A 19514-nucleotide genomic window follows, 5' to 3' on the forward strand; every position below is an offset into this window, starting at 1 on the left:
CGCACCGAGTCGCCATGAATCCCACCCGCAAGCGCAGGCTCACCATCGTTCTCCTCGTGATCGCGGCAGCCGCCGTGGCGATCGGGCTGATCGTGTTCGCCCTGCAGCAGAACATGAACTACCTGTTCACGCCGAGCCAGGTGCAGACGGGCCAGGCGGGCAGCTACAAGACCTTCCGCCTCGGCGGCATGGTCAAGGCCGGCTCCATCCAGCGCAGCAACGACTCGCTCAAGGTCACCTTCACCGTGGTCGATGCCAGCGGCTCGATGCCGGTGGAATACACCGGCATCCTGCCCGACCTGTTCCGCGACAATCAGTCGGTGATCGCCACCGGCCACATGGACAACGCGCGCTTCATCGCCACCGAAGTGCTGGCCAAGCATGACGAAACCTACATGCCCAAGGAGCTGAAGGACGCCATGGCCAAGGCCCACGAAGGCAAGCAGGTGAACGAGGCCGCCGGCCAGGACAAACCGCAATGACCCCCGAACTCGGTCAACTCGCCCTGATCCTCGCCCTGCTGCTGGCACTCGCGCAGGGCGTGCTGCCGCTGATCGGCGCGTGGCGCGGCAACCGCGCGCTGATGGCGGTGGCGCGTCCGGCCGCCGCCGGCCAGGCAGTGTTCGTGATGCTGGCCTTCGTGCTGCTGGTGTGGGCGTTCCTGCGGTTCGATTTCTCGGTGCAGTACGTGGCCGACAATTCCAACCTCGCACTGCCCTGGTACTACCGCATCGCCGCGGTGTGGGGCGCGCACGAGGGTTCGCTGCTGCTGTGGATTTTCATCCTCAACCTGTGGACGCTGACGCTGGCCATATTGAGCCGCAACCTGCCCGAGGTTTTCGTGGCCCGCGTGCTGGGCGTGCTCGGGCTCGTCGCCGTGGGCTTCCTGGCCTTCATCATCTTCACCTCCAATCCGTTCGCGCGACTGCTGCCGATGCCGGCCGACGGCGGTGACCTCAACCCGGTGCTGCAAGACCCGGGCATGACCTTCCATCCGCCCGTGCTGTACATGGGCTACGTGGGCTTCTCGGTGGCGTTCGCGTTCTCCATCGCCGCACTGCTCGGCGGTGAACTGGAACAGGCCTGGGTGCGCTGGGCGCGGCCGTGGACCAACGTGGCATGGGCGTTTCTTTCCGCGGGCATCGTGGCCGGCAGCTGGTGGGCGTATGCCGAGCTGGGCTGGGGCGGCTGGTGGTTCTGGGACCCGGTGGAAAACGCCAGCTTCATGCCGTGGCTGGTGGGCGCGGCGCTGATCCATGCGCAGGCGGTGACCGAGAAGCGCGGCGGCCTGCGCGCGTGGACCATTCTGCTGTCCATCTTCGCGTTCTCGCTGTCGCTGCTGGGTACCTTCCTGGTGCGCTCGGGCGTGCTCACTTCGGTGCATGCGTTCGCCTCCGACCCGAAGCGCGGCCTGTTCATTCTCTGCTTCCTCGCCGTGGTGGTCGGCGGCTCGCTGCTGCTGTATGCACTGCGAGCGCCCAAGGTGGCCGGCGGCAAGCCGTTCAGCGTGGTCTCGCGCGAAACGGCGATCCTGATCGGCAACCTGATGCTCACCGTGGCCGCCGCGATGGTGCTGCTGGGCACGCTGTTCCCGCTGATCGGCGATGCGCTGAACCTGGGCAAGATTTCGGTGGGGCCACCATATTTCGGCTTCCTGTTCACCCTGCTGATGTTGCCGGTGGTGTTGCTGCTGCCGTTTGGTCCTTACCTGCGCTGGGGCAAAGGCGAAGCATCGCTGCTCAGGGGCGTGTTGTGGCGCGCGGGCCTGGCCACGGTGGCCTGCGCCATCGTGGCTGCCGTGCTCACCGATGGCACCGGCAAGGCCATCGCTGGCACGGCCGCCGCGGTGTGGTGCGGCTTCGGCACCCTGCTCTATGTGGTCAAGCGCTGGCGCGAGATGCCGGCGGGCCGACGCTATCCCGCCGAGATGGCCGGCATGCTGCTGGCCCACTTCGGCGTGGGTGTGTTTCTCGCTGGCGTGCTGCTCACCAATGCGCTGAGTGTCGAGCGCGACGTGCGCCTGGCGCCGGGCCAGACCGAGAGCATCGGCGGCTATCAGTTCCGCTTCGATGGCGTGCAGGAAACCCAGGGGCCCAACTGGCAGGGCGACCAGGGCACCGTCACGGTGATGCGCGATGGACGCGAGGTGGCCGTGATGCACCCGCAGAAACGCACCTATACGCGCGGCCAGGTGCAGACCGAATCGGCGATCAACCCGGGCATCACACGCGACCTCTACGTCGCCCTGGGTGAGCCGATGGATCGCAATCAGCCTGATGGCGCCTGGGCGCTGCGCCTGTACGACAAGCCGTTCGTGCGCTGGATCTGGGCCGGCGGCCTGCTCATGATGCTGGGCGGCTTCTTTGCCGCTGCCGATCGGCGTTTTCGTACCCGGCGCGCCACCGAGACGGCGATGGTTGCCGTCGCCGCGATGCAGGAGTCACGCGCGTGAGTCGCCTGTTGCCCTTCTTCGGTTTCCTGCTGCTGGTCGCGCTGTTCGGTTTCGGCATCTGGTGGAACACCCAGCACGACCAGCGCGAAGTGCCATCGCCGCTGATCAACAAGCCCGCCCCGGCATTCGTGCTGCCCCAGCTGGACGACCCGACGCAGACGGTCAGCCGCGACGCGCTGCTGGGCAAACCCTATCTCATCAATGTGTTCGCCAGCTGGTGTGTTGCCTGCGGCGAAGAGCATCCGGTGCTGATGGCCGACGGCAAGTCCATCGGCGTGCCGATCATCGGCTACAACTACAAGGATGCGCCCGACGATGCCAAGGCGTGGCTTGCACAGCACGGCAACCCGTACGACATGGTCATCGTCGACCAGCAGGGCCGCACGGCGATCGACTTTGGCGTGTACGGTGCGCCGGAGAGCTTCCTGGTCGATGGCAAGGGCATCATCCGCTACAAGCGCATCGGCCCGCTGACGCCGGAAGTGATCGAGCAGGAACTCAAGCCCGCCATCGCCGCGCTCAAGAAGGAGGCGCCGTGATGCGTACGCTGTTGCGCTCGCTGCTGCTTGGCCTGCTGATGTTTGCCGGCGTGGTGGCGGCCCAGGCGATCGACCCGCTGCCGTTCAAGGACCACGCCGAGGAAGTGCGCTTCCAGAGCCTTACGCGTGAACTGCGTTGCCTGGTCTGCCAGAACGAGAACCTCGCCGACTCCAACGCCGACCTCGCCCGCGACCTGCGCCACGAAGTGTTCGAGCTGATGCAGCAGGGCAAGAGCGACGAGGAGATCAAGCAATACCTGGTCGAGCGCTATTCGGACTTCGTGCTGTACGACCCGCCGGTGAAATCCAGCACGTTGCTGCTGTGGTTCGGCCCGCTGGCGATTTTGCTTGCCGGTGCGGTAGTGGTGGTGGTCACGGTGCGCCGGCGCAGCCGCGTGGTGCCGGCAACGGTCGCGGATGACAAGTCGACCGACGAAGGGGACGACTGGTGAAGCTTGCTTTCTTTCTGATCGCGGCGGCCATGATCGCCGTGGCGCTGGCGCTGTTGCTGCTGCCGCTGGTGCGTCATGGCCGCCAGCAGGGCCGCTCGCGCGGCGTCTTCGCGCTGGCCCTGATCATCGCCTTCGCGCTGCCGCTGGCTGCCGTTGGCCTTTACCTCGGCATCGGCACGCCCGTTGCGCTGAACGACGTGCCTCGCGCCGATGCAGGCATGAGCATCGGCCAGGCGGTGGAGGAGTTGAAGGCGCACCTCGCGCAGAAGCCGGACGACCTGCAGGGCTGGATGCTGCTGGCGCAGACCTACGGCGCCATGCATCGCCAGGCCGAAGCGCGTGATGCCTACGAACAGGCCTTGCGCATCGACGCCAACAACAGCGTGGCCATGGTGGGCTGGGCCGAAGCCGACTCGCTGCTGCGTGACGACCACCTGATCGAAGGCCGCTCGCTGGAACTGCTGCAACGCGCCGTCAAGCTCGACCCGCAAAGCCAGCACGGCCTGTGGCTGCTGGGCATCAGCCAGTTCCAGCACGACGAATACGCCGAAGCCGCCGCCACCTGGCGCCAGCTGCAGCCGATGCTTGATCCCGATTCCAATGTCGCCAGGGCGGTGGCCGAGCAGATCGCCGTCGCCGATGCACGCGCAGGCAAGGCGGGCACGCCCGCGGCGGCCGATCCCGAGGGGCCGGCCCTGCAAGTGCAGGTGGCGCTGTCACCCACGCTCAAGAACAAGCTGTCGCCCGGCGACACGCTGTTCGTCTATGCGCGCGCCGAGCAAGGCCCGCCGATGCCGCTGGCCGTGGCCAGGATGGATGCCGCCGCCCTGCCCGCCACGGTCACGCTTACCGACGCCATGGGCATGACACCCCAGCTCAAACTATCCTCGGCACCGCGCGTGTTCGTCGGCGCCCGCATCAGCAAGCATGGCCAGGCCATCGCCCAGCCAGGCGACCTGGAAGGCGACGCCGGCGTGGTGGACGTGAACACGCATACTCCCGTCAAGATCAGCATCGACAAGGTTCATTGATGAGCGGCGACGCGCGCCAGTATTTCGCCCTACCCTCGCCGTTTGCGATGAAGCGTGGCGGCGAGCTTCGCGGCGCCCGCGTCGCCTATGAAACCTGGGGTGAGCTGACTGCGTCGCGCGACAACGCGGTGCTGATCCTCACCGGCCTGTCGCCCAGCGCGCACGCGGCCTCCAACGCCGAAGATCCCTCGCCCGGCTGGTGGGAGGCCATGATCGGCCCGGGCAAGGCCATCGATACTTCGCGCTGGTTCGTCATTTGCGTGAACTCGCTGGGCAGCGACAAGGGCTCCACCTGTGCGGCCTCGATCAACCCCGCCACCGGCGAGCCCTACCGACTCGATTTTCCCGAACTGTCGCTGGAAGACGTGGCCAACGCCGCGCACGCCGCAGTCAGCAGCCTGGGCATCGAGCAACTGGCCTGCCTGATCGGCTGCTCGATGGGCGGCATGGGTGCGCTGGCCTACATGATGTTGCATCCGGGCAGCGTGCGGGCGCACATCAGCGTGGATACGGCGCCGCAGGCGCAGCCGTTCGCCATCGCCATCCGTTCGCTGCAGCGCGAGGCGATCCGGCTCGATCCGCGCTGGAACAACGGGCACTACAGCGCCGACAGCTATCCCGAGGACGGCATGAGCATCGCGCGCAAGCTCGGTGTCATCACCTACCGCTCGGCGATGGAATGGAATGGCCGCTTCGCGCGCATCCGGCTCGACCCGGAGCAGCGCGACGACAATCCGTTCGGGCTGGAATTCGAAGTGGAGTCCTACCTGGAAGGTCACGCGCAGCGCTTCGTGCGCACCTTCGACCCCAACAGCTACCTCTATCTCTCGCGCGCCAGCGACTGGTTCGACATCGCCGAATACGGTGATGGCAACGTGATGGAAGGCCTGCGGCGCATCCATATCGAAAAAGCCATGGTCATCGGCGTCAGCACCGACATCCTGTTCCCGCTGGAGCAGCAGGAGCAGATTGCCGACGGCCTGCGTGCCGCCGGCGCCGCCGTGGATTTCGTGGCGCTCGACTCGCCCCAGGGCCACGACGCCTTCCTGGTCGACATACCCAACTACAGCCGCGCCATTGGCGGCTTTCTCAGCCGACTCTGAACGCCGAACCGCCCCGCCAGCCCCACGCTGCTAAGATGGCCGGGCAGTACCGCAAACCGAGAACGTCATGCTCACCCTTCAATTCCCCGGCTCCCGCCAATTGATCGACGCGATCGACGCCGCCGTCGCCCACGACAGCACCCGCGCCGTCACCGACAGCCTGCGCAACAGCCTGTGCGACCTGATCCGCGGCCAGCAAGTGAAGCTGCCCGAGTGCGTGTTCGAAACCGCCGAAGGCCGCTACGCCCGCCGCGAGCTGTACCGCAGCGAAGAGCACGGCTACTGCGTGGTCGCCATGACCTGGGGCCCCGGCCAAGGCACCCCCATCCATGACCACTGCGGCATGTGGTGCGTGGAAGGCGTCTGGAGCGGCGCACTGGAAGTCGTCCAGTACGAGCGCCTCGCCGACGAGGACGGCCACTACCGCTTCCAGCCCGTCGGCTCCATCCAGGCCGGCCCCGGCTCCGCCGGCAGCCTGATCCCGCCCCACGAATACCACACCATCCGCAACCCCAGCGGCGACACCGTGGCGGTCAGCCTGCACATCTACTCCGGCCCGATGACCCACTGCGCCGTCTTCCAGCCCCTAGGCCACGACCAGTACCTGCGCTCCGATCGCCAACTGGGACTCGACCCGGTCCATTGAACACGGCATAATTGCCGCTTGCAGTGCCGGTGTGGCGGAATGGTAGACGCGGTGGACTCAAAATCCACTGGCAGCGATGTCGTGTAGGTTCGAGTCCTATCACCGGTACCAAGCAAACGTTTCAGGACGTCCCATAGAGTCCAAGGAACGTAGGAAAAGCCCGCAAATATGCGGGTTTTTTTATGCCCGCTCGCTCCATGGTGTCCATACCGTACCATGGAATCTCACCCTCTTTGGGGGTATATCTAGGGGTATCAGGGGCATGCAGCCCTCTCCTTGATTACCGGATACCCCCACATGCCGCCGATCACCGACATCGCGCTGCGCAAAGCAAAACCTCGGGACAAGCCCTACAAGATGGCGGTGGGCAATGGCCTCTATCTGCTCATCAACCCAACCGGGTCGAAGCTCTGGCGCTGGAAGTACCGCGTTGCCGGCAAAGAGAAACTGCTGGCGCTCAGCGCCTATCCCACCTTTTCTCTGCAGGACGCCCGCCAGCGCTGCGAGGAAGAGCGCCGACGCCTGGCGCTGGGCGAAGACCCCAGTGAAACGCGCAAGGCACAGAAGATGGCCAAGACGCGCGCCGACGTGATCGCAGCAGATACCTTCGAACGCGTCGCACGCGAATGGATGGCGTGGCGGGAGTCCCGGGGCGATACCGCGGAGACCACAGCATCGAAGGACCGCTGGCGCCTGGAGTCGTACCTCTTCCCTCACATCGGCCAGCGCCCCATCACCGAGATCACCGCCCTCGAGCTTCGCGACGTGCTGAAGAAGGCCGAGGACGCCGGCAAGCGCGAGACCGCCAGCCGAGTGAAGATCAACGCAGGCCAGGTGTTCCGCTGGGCCGTCCTCGAGGGACGCACACATAGCGACATCACCGCCAGCCTGCGTGGCCTCTTCACGACGCCCAAGCCGACCCACCGCGCCACCATCACCGACCCTAAGCAGATCGGCGAGCTCCTGCGCGCGATCGAGGGCTACACCGGGCAATTTGTCACCCTGTCCGCACTGAAGCTCGCGCCGCTCGTGTTCGTGCGCCCGGGGGAGCTGCGCCAGGCAGCGTGGAGCGAGTTCGATCTCGATCAGGCAATGTGGCGCATCCCCGGCGAGCGCATGAAGATGAAGGCCGCTCACCTGGTTCCGCTGTCGACACAGGCAGTCGAGGTGCTGCGCGAGCTACACAAGCTCACGGGCCACGGCCATTACGTGTTCCCCGGCGTTCGCACCGCCACCCGCCCGATGTCCGAGAACACCGTGAATGCTGCCCTCCGCGGTCTGGGCTACACGACAGAGCAGATGACTGGCCACGGCTTCCGCAGCATGGCAGCCACCCGCCTCAATGAGATGGGCTGGAACGCGGATGCGATCGAGCGCCAGCTCGCGCACGCTGAGTCCAACAAGGTCCGCGAGGCCTACACGCATGCCGCGCAGTATCTGGATGAACGTCGAGACATGATGCAGGCGTGGGCCGACTACCTGGATGGCTTGCGTGCTGGTGGTAACGTTGTGCCAATCCGTGCTCAGGCCGGATGACCAGCAACGCAACAGGGGACAATCAGGATGAATATTCCTTCTGATCGGCAGATCTTTGAGGCCGTCTACGCCATGTATGTCAGTGACTACCTGGTGCAAGAGCACGAACAGACGCAACGCAGGGTGTATTTCCCAATCGACGTCGCGGCAGTAGCGAAGAAGCTACGCTGCAGTACGCATATCCTGTTCGGTCGGCTCTACCACGACCTTGCGAAAAGGTACGACCCCGCAACAGAGCCAAATGTCAGCGGCGCCGTATTCCTGATCCAAGCAGGTTCTGACAGGCACTGCATCCACTTCCCCTACATGGTTGCCATCCTCGCAGGCCTACGAGAGCAACGTAGGGTCCAGGTATATACGTGGGCCATATCGCTCGCGGCCCTTGCCCTTTCGGCAGCCAGCCTTCTGGTCAGCCTGGCCAATAGGCATTGATGCAGTGTCAGGGCGAGCGGCTGCAATTCGCAGGGCGAAATTCCCGGCTGCATTTGAGGAGGGCGAATTTCCCTGAATTTATCGTGTTCTGACAATGGCAGTTGTCAGAGGTCGATAAATTCCCTGTTTTAATCGTCGCCGGGGGCTCCCCCCAAAAAACCGACCGCGCCAACCCTTTGGAATTGCAGCGAAACTTCAGTGGCGAGTAGCAAATGGCGCTGTTAGGCTGAAACCACCGACCCAAACGGAGGTAACAGACATGCGCAACCGCATCAGAGAACTGACGAGAGGCGACAAGGTGCTCTGCCTGATCGAGATCTCGCACGACGCCTATCCGGAGAATCGCCAGTACGTGACCGAGGTTCATCAGATCCTCCCCGGCGGGAAAAGAACGCGGGGGGTTTGGGACAGCAGCACTTCGTACGCCGATCCCGAGGAAGCGTGGCGCAAGGGCCAGCAGCATTTCGACGATCACTGACGCCGTGGCGCCGTACCGCTGCTTGCGTGGTGCGACCTATGGTTCGACCATTGGTCACTATAAGGTCGGGGAGACCACGCATGGCAAAGGCTCCTGTAGACGCGCGTGATCGGACGCTCGGCCTCTATTCGATCGACGACTTGTACAAGAAGTTGTTGTGGGAGTTCGGCGAATTTGAGCGACTGTCCCAGGGAGACCTGTCGCCCAATCTCCCTGCCTGTTATATGGCCCAGAATGCGGCCGCGACAGCGTGGCATATGGGTGACTGGCTTTCGGCCGAGATCGACGCGCTCGGGCTTTGGGTTTCGGTTTCCACGCTCACTGGGAGGTCGCTGAAGAGGCGGCAAGATCTCCAGAGCTGGATGAGGGAGAACCTTGGACTTCTCGCCTGCGAGCAGATTGCCGATGCGACGAAGCATGCCCAGCTCTTTGCCTGGGTACATCTCCCTGGCTTTTCCACCGAAACCAAGTTCTACAACTTCTATGGCGAAGTCGATGCCGGCGGAGTCGTCACGGCCGTGCATCACTACGAAGAAGCCACCACGCCGATACCGAAAGTGGTTCTCATGGAGGGGACTCACCGCGGCATCTATGAACTTGCACCGCTACTTGAGAGCTCCATCTCTTGGTGGAACGATCTACTTGGCACCATACGTTACTCGCAGGGCAAGTGAGATCGGGCTACCTCCGTGACCAGCGCAACCCCATCACCTACGCTGGTTCATCGCCCACTGGTCGACCTCGGACTTTTTCCACGAACGGGTAATCGGGTTCTGCTTCGGGAAGTCCGGCCTGCAGGCCACGCGCTCGAGGAAGCCACGGCGGTTTGGTGCACCCTTCGGCGTCACCATGCCCAGAAAGACCGCGCAAGCGTCGGCGCTCAACCAGCGGTCGCCGGCGACCAGGGCGGCGACCATCGTTATCGTTTCGGCATCCGCCATTGCACGTCCGCGCTGCCCACCAGCGTCATGGCCACCTCGATCCATCTCGCCACCCCGGCTTGTAATCGGAGACTCTTTCTTCACCGCAGCAATCGCTTCACGCGCAGCCCGTTCCGCCGCCAGATACTCATCCACCGCCACTTCCGCCAACGCACGTACGAGTCGCTCCATAGCGATCGACGGCATATTCGAACCCGGCTTCATCGCGCTACCTCACCAGCCCACTCCCCGCAGATCTTCGAATGGTGGGCACAACCGCCACTGAAGCGTATAGGCCAAAAGCAAAGGCCGCTTGACGGCGCTCCCCACCGGGCGCATTCTCCTGCAGTCGCCGCAAAATCGGCGACCAGGCGTGAGAACCTGATACCTACTAGGCGCAACGGCGCCTATGGCGCTTTTTTTGTGCCCGTTGCGTTATGCCCGCTTTATGGTGGGCGTGCAGGGCAGCCATGCGCTGGCCGGTTTCCTAGTAGGCCGGTTTCTCACCCCTGCACGTCCGCCACCCTGCCGTAATGGCGCGGTGGACAACCAACTGCGGAGGGCTGCATATGAATGCTCGTTCGAATACTGCCATCGCCGATGAGTTCTTCACGCTCAATGGGCGCTATCTCATCGATCCCTCGTCCGCGGCCAAAGATCTGGCGATTGATGCTTCATGCTTGCTGGACGGTGTGATTCACACGGTACACGCGATCATTGACGGTCTCTCGGACAAAGGGAGCGACATGACCGCCAACGTACAGCGACAAGTGCCTGCGATGCTGTACGGGTTGGTCTACCAGCTCGAGATGGCCCAGCGCATCACTGGATCGCTCGAGCGCGCCACATTCGCCGATCAATCCAGTGGCCCGTCTTCACTGGAGGTGCATCATGAGTAAGAGGCCAGAGAACATTGGTACTGCAGCCGCCATCCCGACCGAGGTTTTCATGAACGCTCCTGAGAACTCAGCTTGCGCGCTTACCGTGCTTGGCAACACGGTGAACAACATGGGTTACGCGGGGCACGGCATCAGTCATCCCCACTCTCCGCACCGCATCAAGGCCTTTACCGTGCGCGGCAACTCCATGGCCCCGCGCCTCTGCGAAGGTGACACGGTGTATGTAGACATCGAGGACACGGCACCCGCGGATGGTGAGATCTTTGCCGTGATCGTCCATGGGGAAACGCAGATAAAGCAGATCGAGCTACGTATGGACGGGCTCCACATCGTGAGCCTGGCCTATCCGAATCGACCGGACATCGTTCCGCCGGATAGGATGCATACGCTCCATATCGCTGGCCGCGTGGCTGGCGCCATCAAGCTCAGGAAGACTCAAGACCTGTAGCCATCGGCGACCACACCGCCAGCTGATCACTCATGCCGCGCCTAGGACGGCCATCCGAAAACCGGGCACCTTCCCCGGCTGGCGCGGCACCTTATCGAAGGGCGCAAAGGTGTGCGCATGGCAGTCCAATCGCTCTCCGATTACTTGTCTCTCGCGGAGACATTGGAAGCCCTCGGTGTAACGAAAGGCAACTTCTGTCGAGCCATTGAAGAGGGAAAGGTGACTCTACCCGCCTATCTTCGCTCAGGCCTCCAGCCGTTTCTTGCCGACTTCCTGTCTGGCCTCTTTCACGAGCCGGACAGCGACAAGATGAACTTCGAGGTAGCGGAATACCTAGGTCGTGACAGGACCCGCGGCGGTCACCAGCTGCTGTCCGACCTCTTGGATACCCGCAAGGATGGAAAGGAGTGGAGTAGCCGCCACGGTCTTCGCGCGAAGCTCCACCTGCTCAAGCCTTGGGAAGGTTGGTTCATTGCCTTCCCTCACAGTCCGCCATGGAGCGATTGGCGGAACACTGCAGGGCTCAGTGGCACCGAGTGCGTGATTCACCCTGAGCAGCTCGGTGACGACGATGTGTCTGTCGAAGGCTTGCTGCTGAATCACATGCAGCCAGTTGGCCCAGATGACCCGCACTTTCCACACTTTGCGCTCTCCGGCACGGTCCGCCTGACGCCCGACACATTGCTCCGCTGGGCACGATCTGGACGCTTTGCCAGCCCCGTACGAGTGACGCCGCCATCGTGGTGGGCCAGCGAGGGCACGCTTATCCCGTGGACGCCTCAGGGCACCCCCAAGAACTACTTCGCCCTGCGGTACCCAACGACCGAGGGCTATACGGACATGCCCGCCACCAGCCTCCAGGTCGTACCTATCCATGGCTGGCATGACACACCTGCCGATGATGACCTGCTATTCCGCAGAGAAGACGTCGAGGTCTTGCAGGGTGGGACGACAGGGGTTGCAATGGCCGGAGCCTTGTCGATCGCGGACAGTCGGCCTACCGACGCAACCGTCCTTCCCGGACATAGCGGGCGCAGACAGGACGCTATAGCCCGAGAGATCGAGGTCGCTATTGCGCGCATGGAGAACGGTGGTACGCGCGCGAGCATTAATCAGCACACCGTGATGGCCGAACTCGTCCAGCGCGCGGGCACAACGGGTTGCTGCATCACTGAAGTGGCGGACGGCGGTAAGGCTGTCATTTGGCTAGACGATGAAGGGCAACAGCAAAAGCTGACCAAGGAAGCACTGAAGAAGCGCCTGCAACGCCGTCCCTGAGGGACGCGATTGGGTCGCGAAGGGACACGACCGGGACGCCATCGGGACACGACAGGGACGCTTGTTGCGCGATCTCGAATGTGTGGCATTTGGTTCATCCACATCACAACTGACGTGGAGCGCCACCATGCAAACCCATGCCGTCTCACAGCCCGCCGTAACGTCTCCTCCCCCGCCCAGCCTGCTTCGCATCAGCGACGTGCAACGCCGTACCGGCCTCAGCCGCGGCACGATCTATCGCTTGGTGGCCGCCGGCGAGTTCCCGCGTCAGATCCGCCTCACCGAAGCGACTACGGCCTGGGTCGAGTCCGAAGTGACGTTCTGGATCGAAAGCCGCATCGCCGCCAGCAAGGCGGCGCAGTGATGAGCTGCCGCCAGAAACGCCAACGCCCGGCTGGCACCGGGCGTCAGGGCAAAGCTAAGGATCTTCCGTCACTCAACGATACCACCGCTAGCGCCCAGCGTGCGCGATTGCTGGCGGCATTGAAGCACAAAGCTATCGACACCATCACTATCCGCCGACATCTATCCATCCTTATGCCGGCAGCGCGCATAAAGGAGCTGCGGGATCAGGGGCACCGCATCGTCACGGCGCGTGTCGGCCGATACGACGATCAAGGACGCCCGCACCGCAACGTTGCGCTGTACACGCTTGTTGGGGGCGCGAAATGAACCGCCTCACCGCTCTCTTCCAGTCCAAGCGCAAGGCCGCCAGCGAAAACACTTATGACCGTGCACGCCGGCGCTATCTACGGAACGGCATGACCGCAGACATGGCAGACCTTCTGGTCACTATGGCCAAGGTCCTGGACATGCCGCCTGACGAACGCAACACGTCCCAGGCTGGGCTGGCGCTGCAGGCCCGCTACCGTGCGTACTACCTCATGGCGGAAAACGACTTCGCTGCCATTGCGGACAACCGCGCCTTTGCCACGTTCAAGCGGGAGCTCGATCGGCTCAACCAGAAGGCAGTGGCCGCGGCAATGGAGCTGCAGGCATGAGCCGCTCGTCCAGCGCCCACATGCCCAAGAACTGGCGCGATCGGTTGCCCGACGTGGCTACCTATTACGCTCGGCACGTCCAGAACCTCAGCAAGCCCAACGCGACAGGCTGGGCCACGGGCGCATGCCCCTTCCACGTCGACCGGAATGCCAGCCTGTCCGTGCACGTCGCAGGCGATCGAGGCCACTGGCGGTGCAGCGCTTCGTGCGGTGGTGGCGACCTCGTGGGCTTCCACATGCGCCTGCACCGCATGGACTTCAAAACTGCTGTCCGGGACCTGGTTGGACTGGGAGTAGCCGCATGAGTGCCCTACGCAGCCAAGCCTCCTACAACCCGATCGATGTCCTGCTGCCGCGCCTGGATGGTTTGATGCAGACCGGCAAAGGCTGGCGCGCACGCTGTCCATCGCACGGCGGCAAAACGCGCACCCTCTCGATCTGCGAGGGCAATGACGGACGCCTTCTGCTGCACTGCTTCGCTGGGTGTCAGGTGATCGATGTGCTCACCGCCATCGGCCTCGATGTTGGCGACCTCTTCATCCGGCGCGATCTGCGCACGATGACACCGCAACAGCAGCGTGAACTGCAGCAGGCCGCGCGCATCCCGAAATGGTCGTCTGCCGTCGACGTGCTCTCGATAGAAGCGTCCATTTTGCTGATCGCAGCTACTCAGCTTGGCGAAGGTCAGTCGCTCCACGCAGAGGATCTGAGCCGCCTGAGGATGGCTGCGATGCGCATCTTCGACGCCCAGGAGGTGCTCCGTGCACGCTGACACCAATGCTACGCATGCGGACTTCGATGCATATGCCGACGGCCACGCGGATCACTCCCGGATGCACCTGGTGACACAGGACGTCATCGAGGACGACACCCCACCGGAACGCCCGCTAGCGGCGGCGATGGCGCGCGCGATGCGGCCCTTCACTGCAGATGAGCTGGAGAATGCCCAAGGAGCTCACCCGCACGCCTTCATGGCAGGAGACGCTGGCCTATTCCCGATCGGGGAAGTGGCCGTCGTGGCCGCCCCGGGGCGTGAGGGCAAGACCTTTGCCCTCATGGCGATCGCTGCAGCCTACGCCCGCGGGAAGCGCCTCCATGGACTTACACCGGTGCCTGACCAGCAGGCAATCATCTACAGCGCGGAAGACGACCGGGTGCAGTACGCCCGCAAACTCGCGGCTCTGCGCTGGAAGCACGGCGAGGTCACAGACGGTGCTACCTGGTGGGAACACATCATCGTCCCCGATCTTGAGAGTCCCGAGCTCGTGGAGTGGCGCGAACTGGTCAAGGTCATGGATCGACGCCCCTGCGCCGGGCCGGCCGTGAACGCGATCATCAATGCGCTGCAGCCGTCGATGAACTCTTCGGTGCCGCCCGGCCTGCTGATCTTCGAGACCGCCAGCACGCTCAATGAGGCGGACGAGGACAATGCTGGGCTGAAGGTACTGGTGGGTGCACTGAAGAAGATCGCCAAGGCACTCGACGTCGCGGTCGTGCTCGTCCATCACACCAGCCAGGCCGCAGGCTCCAACCTCTCCACCCTCAGCATCGGCACCGCCGATATCCGAGGCGCCACCGCGCTGGTGTACAACGCGCGGCAATGCTTCCTCCTGGTCAACCTGGGCAGCGACGACAATCCGCACCCGGACGCCGATGCCAGAACGTTGCTGCGGAAGATGGTGTCGCCCGGAGTTCCTACACGCGTCTCTGCCCTGATTTGCCTGGACAGCAGCAAGGCCCTCGACCCTCCCCCGATCTATCTCCGATGGATATCCACGCCGTACGGGCCGGCACTCGAGGAGATCACGCCGCCGGCATCACTGAGCGGTCTGCGCTGGCGCAAAGTGCTCGCCGCGCTCAACGGGAAGCGTGCAGAGGTTCGCGAGGACGCCAAGGGCGCCAAGGAGCAGGCGAAGGTCGCGGAAGCCGTGGCGGCCGTCAGGAAGCTCAACAGCAAGGATGTTCCCGCCAGCGCCAAACAAGTGTCGCTCGCTGCCGGGCATACCAAAGCCTGGGCGAAGCCTTACCTCGACTTGGCCGAGGAACAGGGCCTGGTCACCACGTCCATGGCAAAGATCGCCAACACCGGTAGCGACACCGTTGTGTATCACGCAAAGCAGTGGGCAGATGGAGATAGCGAGTGAATCTGCCTAGTGCTCTCACAAACCGCATAACCAAGCGCCCTGGACTAGGCAGACGACTAGGCAGATTGTTTTCTGCTCACTGCTACAGGAAGGGACGAGGCGGAAAAGGTGCGCCTGCAAGGGCACTTTCCGTCCGTTCCTCCGCACCTGTACGACTGGGTGGTAGGCAGATTTCTATAGGGGTGTGGGGGATCTGCCTACCCAGTCAGGGGCGCCTTCGGCATCCACTCCTGCGCTGCATTTCACGACTCGAACGACATACCCAGACGGCGGCGGCCATCGGGACGCAGCCAATCATCTACGGAGCCACTTCATGACCACCGTTGTGGAAGCGCTGTTCATCACGCTCGGGCTCGACACCCGGGACTTTGACAAGAAGAAGGAAGGCGTCACCACGTCACTGACGAAGCTGGGCGAGGCCTCGGACAAACAGACTAAGACCATTACCGAGAGCGGTAAGAAGGCGGCCAATGCCTTCTCCATGCTCAAGATCGAGGTGCTTGGCGCGCTGGCGGCCTTCGGCATGACCACCAGCTTCAAGGACTTCATCACCACCAACATCAACGGGCAGGCGGCGCTCGGCCGCCTCTCGGCGAACCTCGGCATGTCTACGCAGAAACTCGAGGCGTGGAAGCTGGCGGCGAAGGAAATGGGCCAGTCCGGCGAGGACGCCGTCGGCGCGCTACAGTCGGTGGCTAAGGGCGTGGCAGAGGCGCGCATTACCGGGCACTCGGCGCTGACCGATGCTTCCCGACGCTTCGGCTTCGCGATCGACACCAAGGACAACGAGCAGACGCTGATCAACATAAGCCGGCGCATGGCGCAAACCCATGACCGGCAGCAGGCGCTGATGATCGCCGAGGCCGCCGGCGTTGGGAACATCGCCAACCTGCTCCTGCAAGGTCCGGACAAGCTCCAGGCGCAGCTCGCGCACACCATGAGCCTGACGGGCGCGGCCACCAAGGAAAGCACGGAGCAGGCGGCCAAGCTTCAGGCGCAATGGGCGGACCTGCAGGAACGCTTCCAGCAGGTCGGTGAGCGCGTCTTTGCGCGACTTGAGCCGGTGCTCGCCCGGCTCGGTGAACGCCTGGCCAACTGGCTGGACAAGGTGGATTGGCAGAAGGTCATCGATGGCATCAGTCGGTTCATCGACAAGGTCAACGAGGTGGTCAAGGAGATGGGCGGGTGGAAGACTATCGCCGAGATCCTCGGCGGCGTGCTGGCGCTGAAGCTCTTGTCTCCCCTATTAAATCTGGTCGGCGTCTTCGGCCGGCTGATTCCCTTGCTCGGCTCCGCCACCGCCGGCGCCACCGCAATGGCCGGGGCCTTCTCGACGATCGGCGCTACGGTTGGCCTGGCGGCCGCAGCCTTCGCTGGCTGGAAGCTGGGCGAATGGATCTCCAACAACATGTCCCCGCAGCTGCAAGAACAGGTCGGCCGATTCACGGCCACCCTGGCAGCACTGGCGGGGGACAAGGATGCGCAACAAGCCATCAACCAGGAGAAGAAGTCCAGCGCAATCGACGCAGCGCGTAACGACCCAAACGTCAGCGACGATGTGAAGCGGGCCGCGGCGGGAAAGTCGAGCCTGAGCGATCCGGCCATCATCCGTCTCCTGGCCATGCACGAGCGAGCACGAGCCAAGGCATCTGGGCAGCCTGAGGCGGGTCCACTGATCGGCTCGGACTTCATGGGCAAGTTCGACCCGATGCATTCGCGCACCTTCACGGGGCCAAATGGCAACGCCACGTTGTTCGGCATGCTGGAGAACAAGTATGGCTTGCCGGCGGGAATGCTGGCCAAGAAGTTCGAGACGGAATCGGGCAATGGCACGCACCTTATCTCTAGAGCTGGCGCGCTCGGACCCATGCAGTTCATGCCGGCGACAGCAACAGAGTTCGGCCTGACCACCGGCCTCAATGGCACGGTCATGGACTTGGACAAGAGCGCAGAAGCCGCAGCGAAGTACATGGCACAGCTCCACAAGCAGTTCGGCGACTGGGACAAGGCACAGGCGGCCTACAACTGGGGCGGTAGCAACCTCAGCAGGGCGATCGCTGCGTACGGCGACAAGTGGCTGGAGCACGCGCCATCCGAGACGCAGGCCTACGTCAACAAGGGCTATCTGAAGTCGGTGCCGATGTCGCCTCAGACGCCGGCCATGTCGGCCGCGCAGCGCTCGGGCGGCAACACGGACAACAGCAGCTCAGTGTCGATTGGCACGCTCAACGTGAACGCGCCGAAAGCGACTGACGCCAATGGTGTCGCCAAGGGCATGCAGTCTGCACTGCGCTCGAACTCACTCGTTAACCCCTTCACCAAGGGGCTTACCTGATATGCGGGTCCCCCACTCGCTTTCTTCGCGCCAGATAGACGATTCGCGCCCGTCCACGCATCTGCCCGCCATCAACAGGAACTGACCTCATGAGCTTCACCAAGCGAAACCTCACCTTTGAGATCCAACTCAATAAGGGTCCCGATTTCAAGCCAGGAGAGGACATCCCACTGACCTTCGACAACGGCGCCACGAAACTCTCTCTTTTAGGCTTGCGCAGCCGCGTGACGGCACAGTCCTGCATTGGTGGCGACGTCGCATATGCCGGGCGCGCCCTTATCCAGATCTGGGGTATGAAGCCCGCGGACATGGCGAAGCTGTCCACCGTGGGTTTTGACCAGGCCAAGATTGGCTGGAACAACATCAAGATATTTGCTTCCGATGATGGATCTCTGGCGCCGTCCACTGTTTTCGACGGCGGGATCTTCGACGCCCGGATCAACTACAACGCCATGCCGGACGTCTCGCTCGAGCTGGAATGCTGGTCTTCGATGAACGAACAAATTCAGGCCATTCCCGGAACCAGCGCGCCTGGCGCTTCTGACGTAGCAGCCATGCTTCGTGGCATCAGCGCCGCCTGCGTTCCACCGCTGGACTTCCTCGGCCCGGGCACCGATGCAGTGCTGGCTAACCATGCGGTCGGAGGCTCGCCCGCAGACCAGATCGAGGACATCTGCATAGCCGCCGGCATCTGCTACACGCTACAGGGCGGCAAGCTAACGGTATGGCCTAAAGAGCAAGCCATCGATGACTTGGTTATAACGACAGGCCCCGGCATGGGGTTGGTCGGGTTTCCGGAGTACAGGAGGCGCGCCATCGACATCACAATGGAGTTCAATCCCCAGGTCCAGCTCGGTCGACAGATCACCATCAACACCGCGCCACACGTCCCCTCCGTTCCAGGCCTGCCCGGTACCTTCTGGCTGAACATTGTGGAGCATGACCTGTCCTGCGAGCTTCCCGATGGCCCGTGGTTTACCCATGCCACTGTCAGCGATCGGCAGATCGTGGGGAGGGTGTGATGTCGGACAACAACGTCTTTTCCAACCTGGCTGCGTCAGGAAATGAGGCCGGCCAGTGGTCGTTCGCTTTCCGCGCCGCCATGGCGAAGATCCGCACCTGCATGCCAGTCCAGGTCATGGCCGTGCATGGTGGCGGCCTGGGTCCGGTAGGACGCGTCGACGTGCAGCCGCTGGTGCAGCAGACCGATAGCGCTGGCAACGTCGTATCGCTGCCGGTGCTATATGGGTTGCCCTATCTGCGCTGGCAGGGTGGTCAGAGTGCGGTGATTCTTGATCCTGCAGTGGGTGACGTCGGCCTGATGTGCTCTGCGGACCGCGATGTGTCTGCGGTCGTGGCCACGGCCAAGCTCTCGCCGCCCGGGTCCAATCGCCGCTTCAGCCTTGCCGATGGCTTCTACGTCGGTGCCACGCTCAATGGCGCACCCACGCAGTACCTGCAATTCGATCCCGCCGACGGCGTGACGCTGAACTCGCCGATGGCTATCAAAGCCCAGATCGGTACCGACGCGGACGCCGCGCGCCTGGTCATGAACGCCTTAGGCCTCGTGCTTAGCTTCGGCGGCCACTCCATCACGATCAACAGCAGCGGCATTGCGATTTCCGGTGCGGTGATAGGCGACAGCTCGGCCACGTTCCAAGGCGAAGGCACGTTCAACGGTGGCCACACAGTTTCGCAGCATGAACATCCCGTCTCTGGTGTTCAGACCGGCTCGTCCACCGTCACCTCGCAGAAGCCGACAGGGTGACTGGCCAGGCATGCCGACGATGATCCCCGACATCGCGCACGCGCGCGAAGAC

At 63.5% G+C, this 19514-nt stretch carries 23 protein-coding genes and 1 tRNA gene; 23 read left to right on the forward strand and 1 reads right to left on the reverse strand.

Annotation, left to right across the window (positions count from 1 at the left end; genetic code table 11):
* Window positions 1-14: 14 nt before the first annotated feature.
* The 12 genes from ccmE (at window position 15) to MJ606_RS09780 (ending at window position 9343) form a co-directional block, all read left to right on the forward strand.
* Window positions 15-482, forward strand: coding sequence for a cytochrome c maturation protein CcmE (gene ccmE / locus MJ606_RS09725; RefSeq protein ID WP_243049325.1), 468 nt, complete (start codon window positions 15-17; stop codon window positions 480-482).
* Complete coding sequence (locus MJ606_RS09730; protein WP_243049326.1) at window positions 479-2452, forward strand: heme lyase CcmF/NrfE family subunit; 1974 nt, start codon at window positions 479-481, stop codon at window positions 2450-2452. The genes ccmE and MJ606_RS09730 overlap by 4 nt, the downstream gene beginning before the upstream one ends.
* A complete protein-coding gene (locus tag MJ606_RS09735; RefSeq protein ID WP_243049327.1) occupies window positions 2449-2991 on the forward strand; it encodes a DsbE family thiol:disulfide interchange protein in 543 nt (180 codons plus the stop codon). Before MJ606_RS09730 ends, MJ606_RS09735 begins: the two co-directional genes overlap by 4 nt.
* Complete coding sequence (locus MJ606_RS09740; RefSeq protein WP_243049328.1) at window positions 2991-3443, forward strand: cytochrome c-type biogenesis protein; 453 nt, start codon at window positions 2991-2993, stop codon at window positions 3441-3443. The genes MJ606_RS09735 and MJ606_RS09740 overlap by 1 nt, the downstream gene beginning before the upstream one ends.
* A complete protein-coding gene (locus tag MJ606_RS09745) occupies window positions 3440-4474 on the forward strand; it encodes a hypothetical protein (protein ID WP_243049329.1) in 1035 nt (344 codons plus the stop codon). Before MJ606_RS09740 ends, MJ606_RS09745 begins: the two co-directional genes overlap by 4 nt.
* Window positions 4474-5577 (forward strand): homoserine O-acetyltransferase, encoded by a 1104-nt coding sequence (locus MJ606_RS09750; protein WP_243049330.1) that lies wholly within the window; start codon window positions 4474-4476, stop codon window positions 5575-5577. Before MJ606_RS09745 ends, MJ606_RS09750 begins: the two co-directional genes overlap by 1 nt.
* A gap of 67 nt (window positions 5578-5644) precedes the next feature.
* The gene (locus MJ606_RS09755; RefSeq protein WP_243049331.1) at window positions 5645-6223 is read left to right on the forward strand and encodes a cysteine dioxygenase family protein; all 579 of its coding nucleotides are present in this window, start codon (window positions 5645-5647) and stop codon (window positions 6221-6223) included.
* A gap of 25 nt (window positions 6224-6248) precedes the next feature.
* Window positions 6249-6334 (forward strand) — tRNA-Leu (locus MJ606_RS09760).
* A 186-nt stretch (window positions 6335-6520) separates the two neighbouring features.
* On the forward strand, window positions 6521-7759 hold the full coding sequence (locus tag MJ606_RS09765) for a tyrosine-type recombinase/integrase (RefSeq protein WP_243049332.1): 1239 nt from the start codon (window positions 6521-6523) through the stop codon (window positions 7757-7759).
* Between the two features lie 27 nt (window positions 7760-7786).
* Entirely contained in the window at window positions 7787-8191 is a 405-nt protein-coding gene (locus tag MJ606_RS09770) for a hypothetical protein (protein WP_243049333.1), read from the forward strand.
* A 259-nt stretch (window positions 8192-8450) separates the two neighbouring features.
* A complete protein-coding gene (locus MJ606_RS09775; RefSeq protein WP_243049334.1) occupies window positions 8451-8669 on the forward strand; it encodes a hypothetical protein in 219 nt (72 codons plus the stop codon).
* Between the two features lie 80 nt (window positions 8670-8749).
* Window positions 8750-9343, forward strand: coding sequence for a hypothetical protein (locus MJ606_RS09780; RefSeq protein WP_243049335.1), 594 nt, complete (start codon window positions 8750-8752; stop codon window positions 9341-9343).
* A 33-nt stretch (window positions 9344-9376) separates the two neighbouring features.
* On the opposite strand, the gene MJ606_RS09785 is transcribed toward MJ606_RS09780, so the two are convergent.
* Window positions 9377-9814 (reverse strand): hypothetical protein, encoded by a 438-nt coding sequence (locus MJ606_RS09785; protein ID WP_243049336.1) that lies wholly within the window; start codon window positions 9812-9814, stop codon window positions 9377-9379.
* Between the two features lie 344 nt (window positions 9815-10158).
* Between MJ606_RS09785 and MJ606_RS09790 the strand changes: the two genes are divergently transcribed.
* From MJ606_RS09790 to MJ606_RS09840, 11 genes are all read left to right on the forward strand, one after another.
* Complete coding sequence (locus tag MJ606_RS09790; RefSeq protein ID WP_243049337.1) at window positions 10159-10488, forward strand: hypothetical protein; 330 nt, start codon at window positions 10159-10161, stop codon at window positions 10486-10488.
* On the forward strand, window positions 10481-10936 hold the full coding sequence (locus MJ606_RS09795; protein WP_243049338.1) for a S24 family peptidase: 456 nt from the start codon (window positions 10481-10483) through the stop codon (window positions 10934-10936). The genes MJ606_RS09790 and MJ606_RS09795 overlap by 8 nt, the downstream gene beginning before the upstream one ends.
* A 117-nt stretch (window positions 10937-11053) precedes the next feature.
* Window positions 11054-12214 (forward strand): hypothetical protein, encoded by a 1161-nt coding sequence (locus MJ606_RS09800; protein ID WP_243049339.1) that lies wholly within the window; start codon window positions 11054-11056, stop codon window positions 12212-12214.
* 127 nt (window positions 12215-12341) lie between these two features.
* Window positions 12342-12578: an AlpA family phage regulatory protein gene (locus tag MJ606_RS09805; protein WP_243049340.1), complete on the forward strand. Its 237-nt coding sequence runs from the start codon at window positions 12342-12344 to the stop codon at window positions 12576-12578.
* Window positions 12578-12886, forward strand: a complete 309-nt coding sequence (locus MJ606_RS09810; RefSeq protein ID WP_243049341.1) for a helix-turn-helix domain-containing protein — start codon at window positions 12578-12580, stop codon at window positions 12884-12886. Before MJ606_RS09805 ends, MJ606_RS09810 begins: the two co-directional genes overlap by 1 nt.
* Entirely contained in the window at window positions 12883-13215 is a 333-nt protein-coding gene (locus MJ606_RS09815) for a hypothetical protein (protein ID WP_243049342.1), read from the forward strand. The genes MJ606_RS09810 and MJ606_RS09815 overlap by 4 nt, the downstream gene beginning before the upstream one ends.
* A gap of 301 nt (window positions 13216-13516) precedes the next feature.
* Complete coding sequence (locus MJ606_RS09820) at window positions 13517-13987, forward strand: hypothetical protein (protein ID WP_243049343.1); 471 nt, start codon at window positions 13517-13519, stop codon at window positions 13985-13987.
* Window positions 13977-15359, forward strand: a complete 1383-nt coding sequence (locus tag MJ606_RS09825) for an AAA family ATPase (protein WP_243049344.1) — start codon at window positions 13977-13979, stop codon at window positions 15357-15359. Before MJ606_RS09820 ends, MJ606_RS09825 begins: the two co-directional genes overlap by 11 nt.
* Before the next feature lie 313 nt (window positions 15360-15672).
* A complete protein-coding gene (locus MJ606_RS09830; protein WP_243049345.1) occupies window positions 15673-17694 on the forward strand; it encodes a transglycosylase SLT domain-containing protein in 2022 nt (673 codons plus the stop codon).
* Window positions 17695-17783: 89 nt separating this feature from the next.
* Complete coding sequence (locus MJ606_RS09835) at window positions 17784-18716, forward strand: hypothetical protein (RefSeq protein ID WP_243049346.1); 933 nt, start codon at window positions 17784-17786, stop codon at window positions 18714-18716.
* Window positions 18716-19462: a Gp138 family membrane-puncturing spike protein gene (locus MJ606_RS09840; RefSeq protein WP_243049347.1), complete on the forward strand. Its 747-nt coding sequence runs from the start codon at window positions 18716-18718 to the stop codon at window positions 19460-19462. Before MJ606_RS09835 ends, MJ606_RS09840 begins: the two co-directional genes overlap by 1 nt.
* Window positions 19463-19514 lie beyond the last annotated feature (52 nt).

The sequence above is a fragment of the Dyella sp. RRB7 genome, from assembly GCF_022761115.1.
In the GTDB taxonomy this organism is placed as follows: Bacteria; Pseudomonadota; Gammaproteobacteria; order Xanthomonadales; family Rhodanobacteraceae; genus Dyella.

What these genes read in the sequence shown, in the direction of transcription:
- MJ606_RS09795 (WP_243049338.1), top strand. Translation starts at nt 10,481, where the DNA reads ATGAGTAAGAGGCCAGAGAACATTGGTACTGCAGCCGCCATCCCGACC.
- MJ606_RS09755 (WP_243049331.1), top strand. Translation starts at nt 5,645, where the DNA reads ATGCTCACCCTTCAATTCCCCGGCTCCCGCCAATTGATCGACGCGATC.
- MJ606_RS09835 (WP_243049346.1), top strand. Translation starts at nt 17,784, where the DNA reads ATGAGCTTCACCAAGCGAAACCTCACCTTTGAGATCCAACTCAATAAG.
- ccmE (WP_243049325.1), top strand. Translation starts at nt 15, where the DNA reads ATGAATCCCACCCGCAAGCGCAGGCTCACCATCGTTCTCCTCGTGATC.
- MJ606_RS09740 (WP_243049328.1), top strand. Translation starts at nt 2,991, where the DNA reads ATGCGTACGCTGTTGCGCTCGCTGCTGCTTGGCCTGCTGATGTTTGCC.
- MJ606_RS09820 (WP_243049343.1), top strand. Translation starts at nt 13,517, where the DNA reads ATGAGTGCCCTACGCAGCCAAGCCTCCTACAACCCGATCGATGTCCTG.
- MJ606_RS09800 (WP_243049339.1), top strand. Translation starts at nt 11,054, where the DNA reads ATGGCAGTCCAATCGCTCTCCGATTACTTGTCTCTCGCGGAGACATTG.
- MJ606_RS09805 (WP_243049340.1), top strand. Translation starts at nt 12,342, where the DNA reads ATGCAAACCCATGCCGTCTCACAGCCCGCCGTAACGTCTCCTCCCCCG.
- MJ606_RS09780 (WP_243049335.1), top strand. Translation starts at nt 8,750, where the DNA reads ATGGCAAAGGCTCCTGTAGACGCGCGTGATCGGACGCTCGGCCTCTAT.
- MJ606_RS09830 (WP_243049345.1), top strand. Translation starts at nt 15,673, where the DNA reads ATGACCACCGTTGTGGAAGCGCTGTTCATCACGCTCGGGCTCGACACC.
- MJ606_RS09815 (WP_243049342.1), top strand. Translation starts at nt 12,883, where the DNA reads ATGAACCGCCTCACCGCTCTCTTCCAGTCCAAGCGCAAGGCCGCCAGC.
- MJ606_RS09770 (WP_243049333.1), top strand. Translation starts at nt 7,787, where the DNA reads ATGAATATTCCTTCTGATCGGCAGATCTTTGAGGCCGTCTACGCCATG.
- MJ606_RS09840 (WP_243049347.1), top strand. Translation starts at nt 18,716, where the DNA reads ATGTCGGACAACAACGTCTTTTCCAACCTGGCTGCGTCAGGAAATGAG.
- MJ606_RS09765 (WP_243049332.1), top strand. Translation starts at nt 6,521, where the DNA reads ATGCCGCCGATCACCGACATCGCGCTGCGCAAAGCAAAACCTCGGGAC.
- MJ606_RS09730 (WP_243049326.1), top strand. Translation starts at nt 479, where the DNA reads ATGACCCCCGAACTCGGTCAACTCGCCCTGATCCTCGCCCTGCTGCTG.
- MJ606_RS09775 (WP_243049334.1), top strand. Translation starts at nt 8,451, where the DNA reads ATGCGCAACCGCATCAGAGAACTGACGAGAGGCGACAAGGTGCTCTGC.
- MJ606_RS09785 (WP_243049336.1), bottom strand. Translation starts at nt 9,814, where the DNA reads ATGAAGCCGGGTTCGAATATGCCGTCGATCGCTATGGAGCGACTCGTA.
- MJ606_RS09750 (WP_243049330.1), top strand. Translation starts at nt 4,474, where the DNA reads ATGAGCGGCGACGCGCGCCAGTATTTCGCCCTACCCTCGCCGTTTGCG.
- MJ606_RS09810 (WP_243049341.1), top strand. Translation starts at nt 12,578, where the DNA reads ATGAGCTGCCGCCAGAAACGCCAACGCCCGGCTGGCACCGGGCGTCAG.
- MJ606_RS09790 (WP_243049337.1), top strand. Translation starts at nt 10,159, where the DNA reads ATGAATGCTCGTTCGAATACTGCCATCGCCGATGAGTTCTTCACGCTC.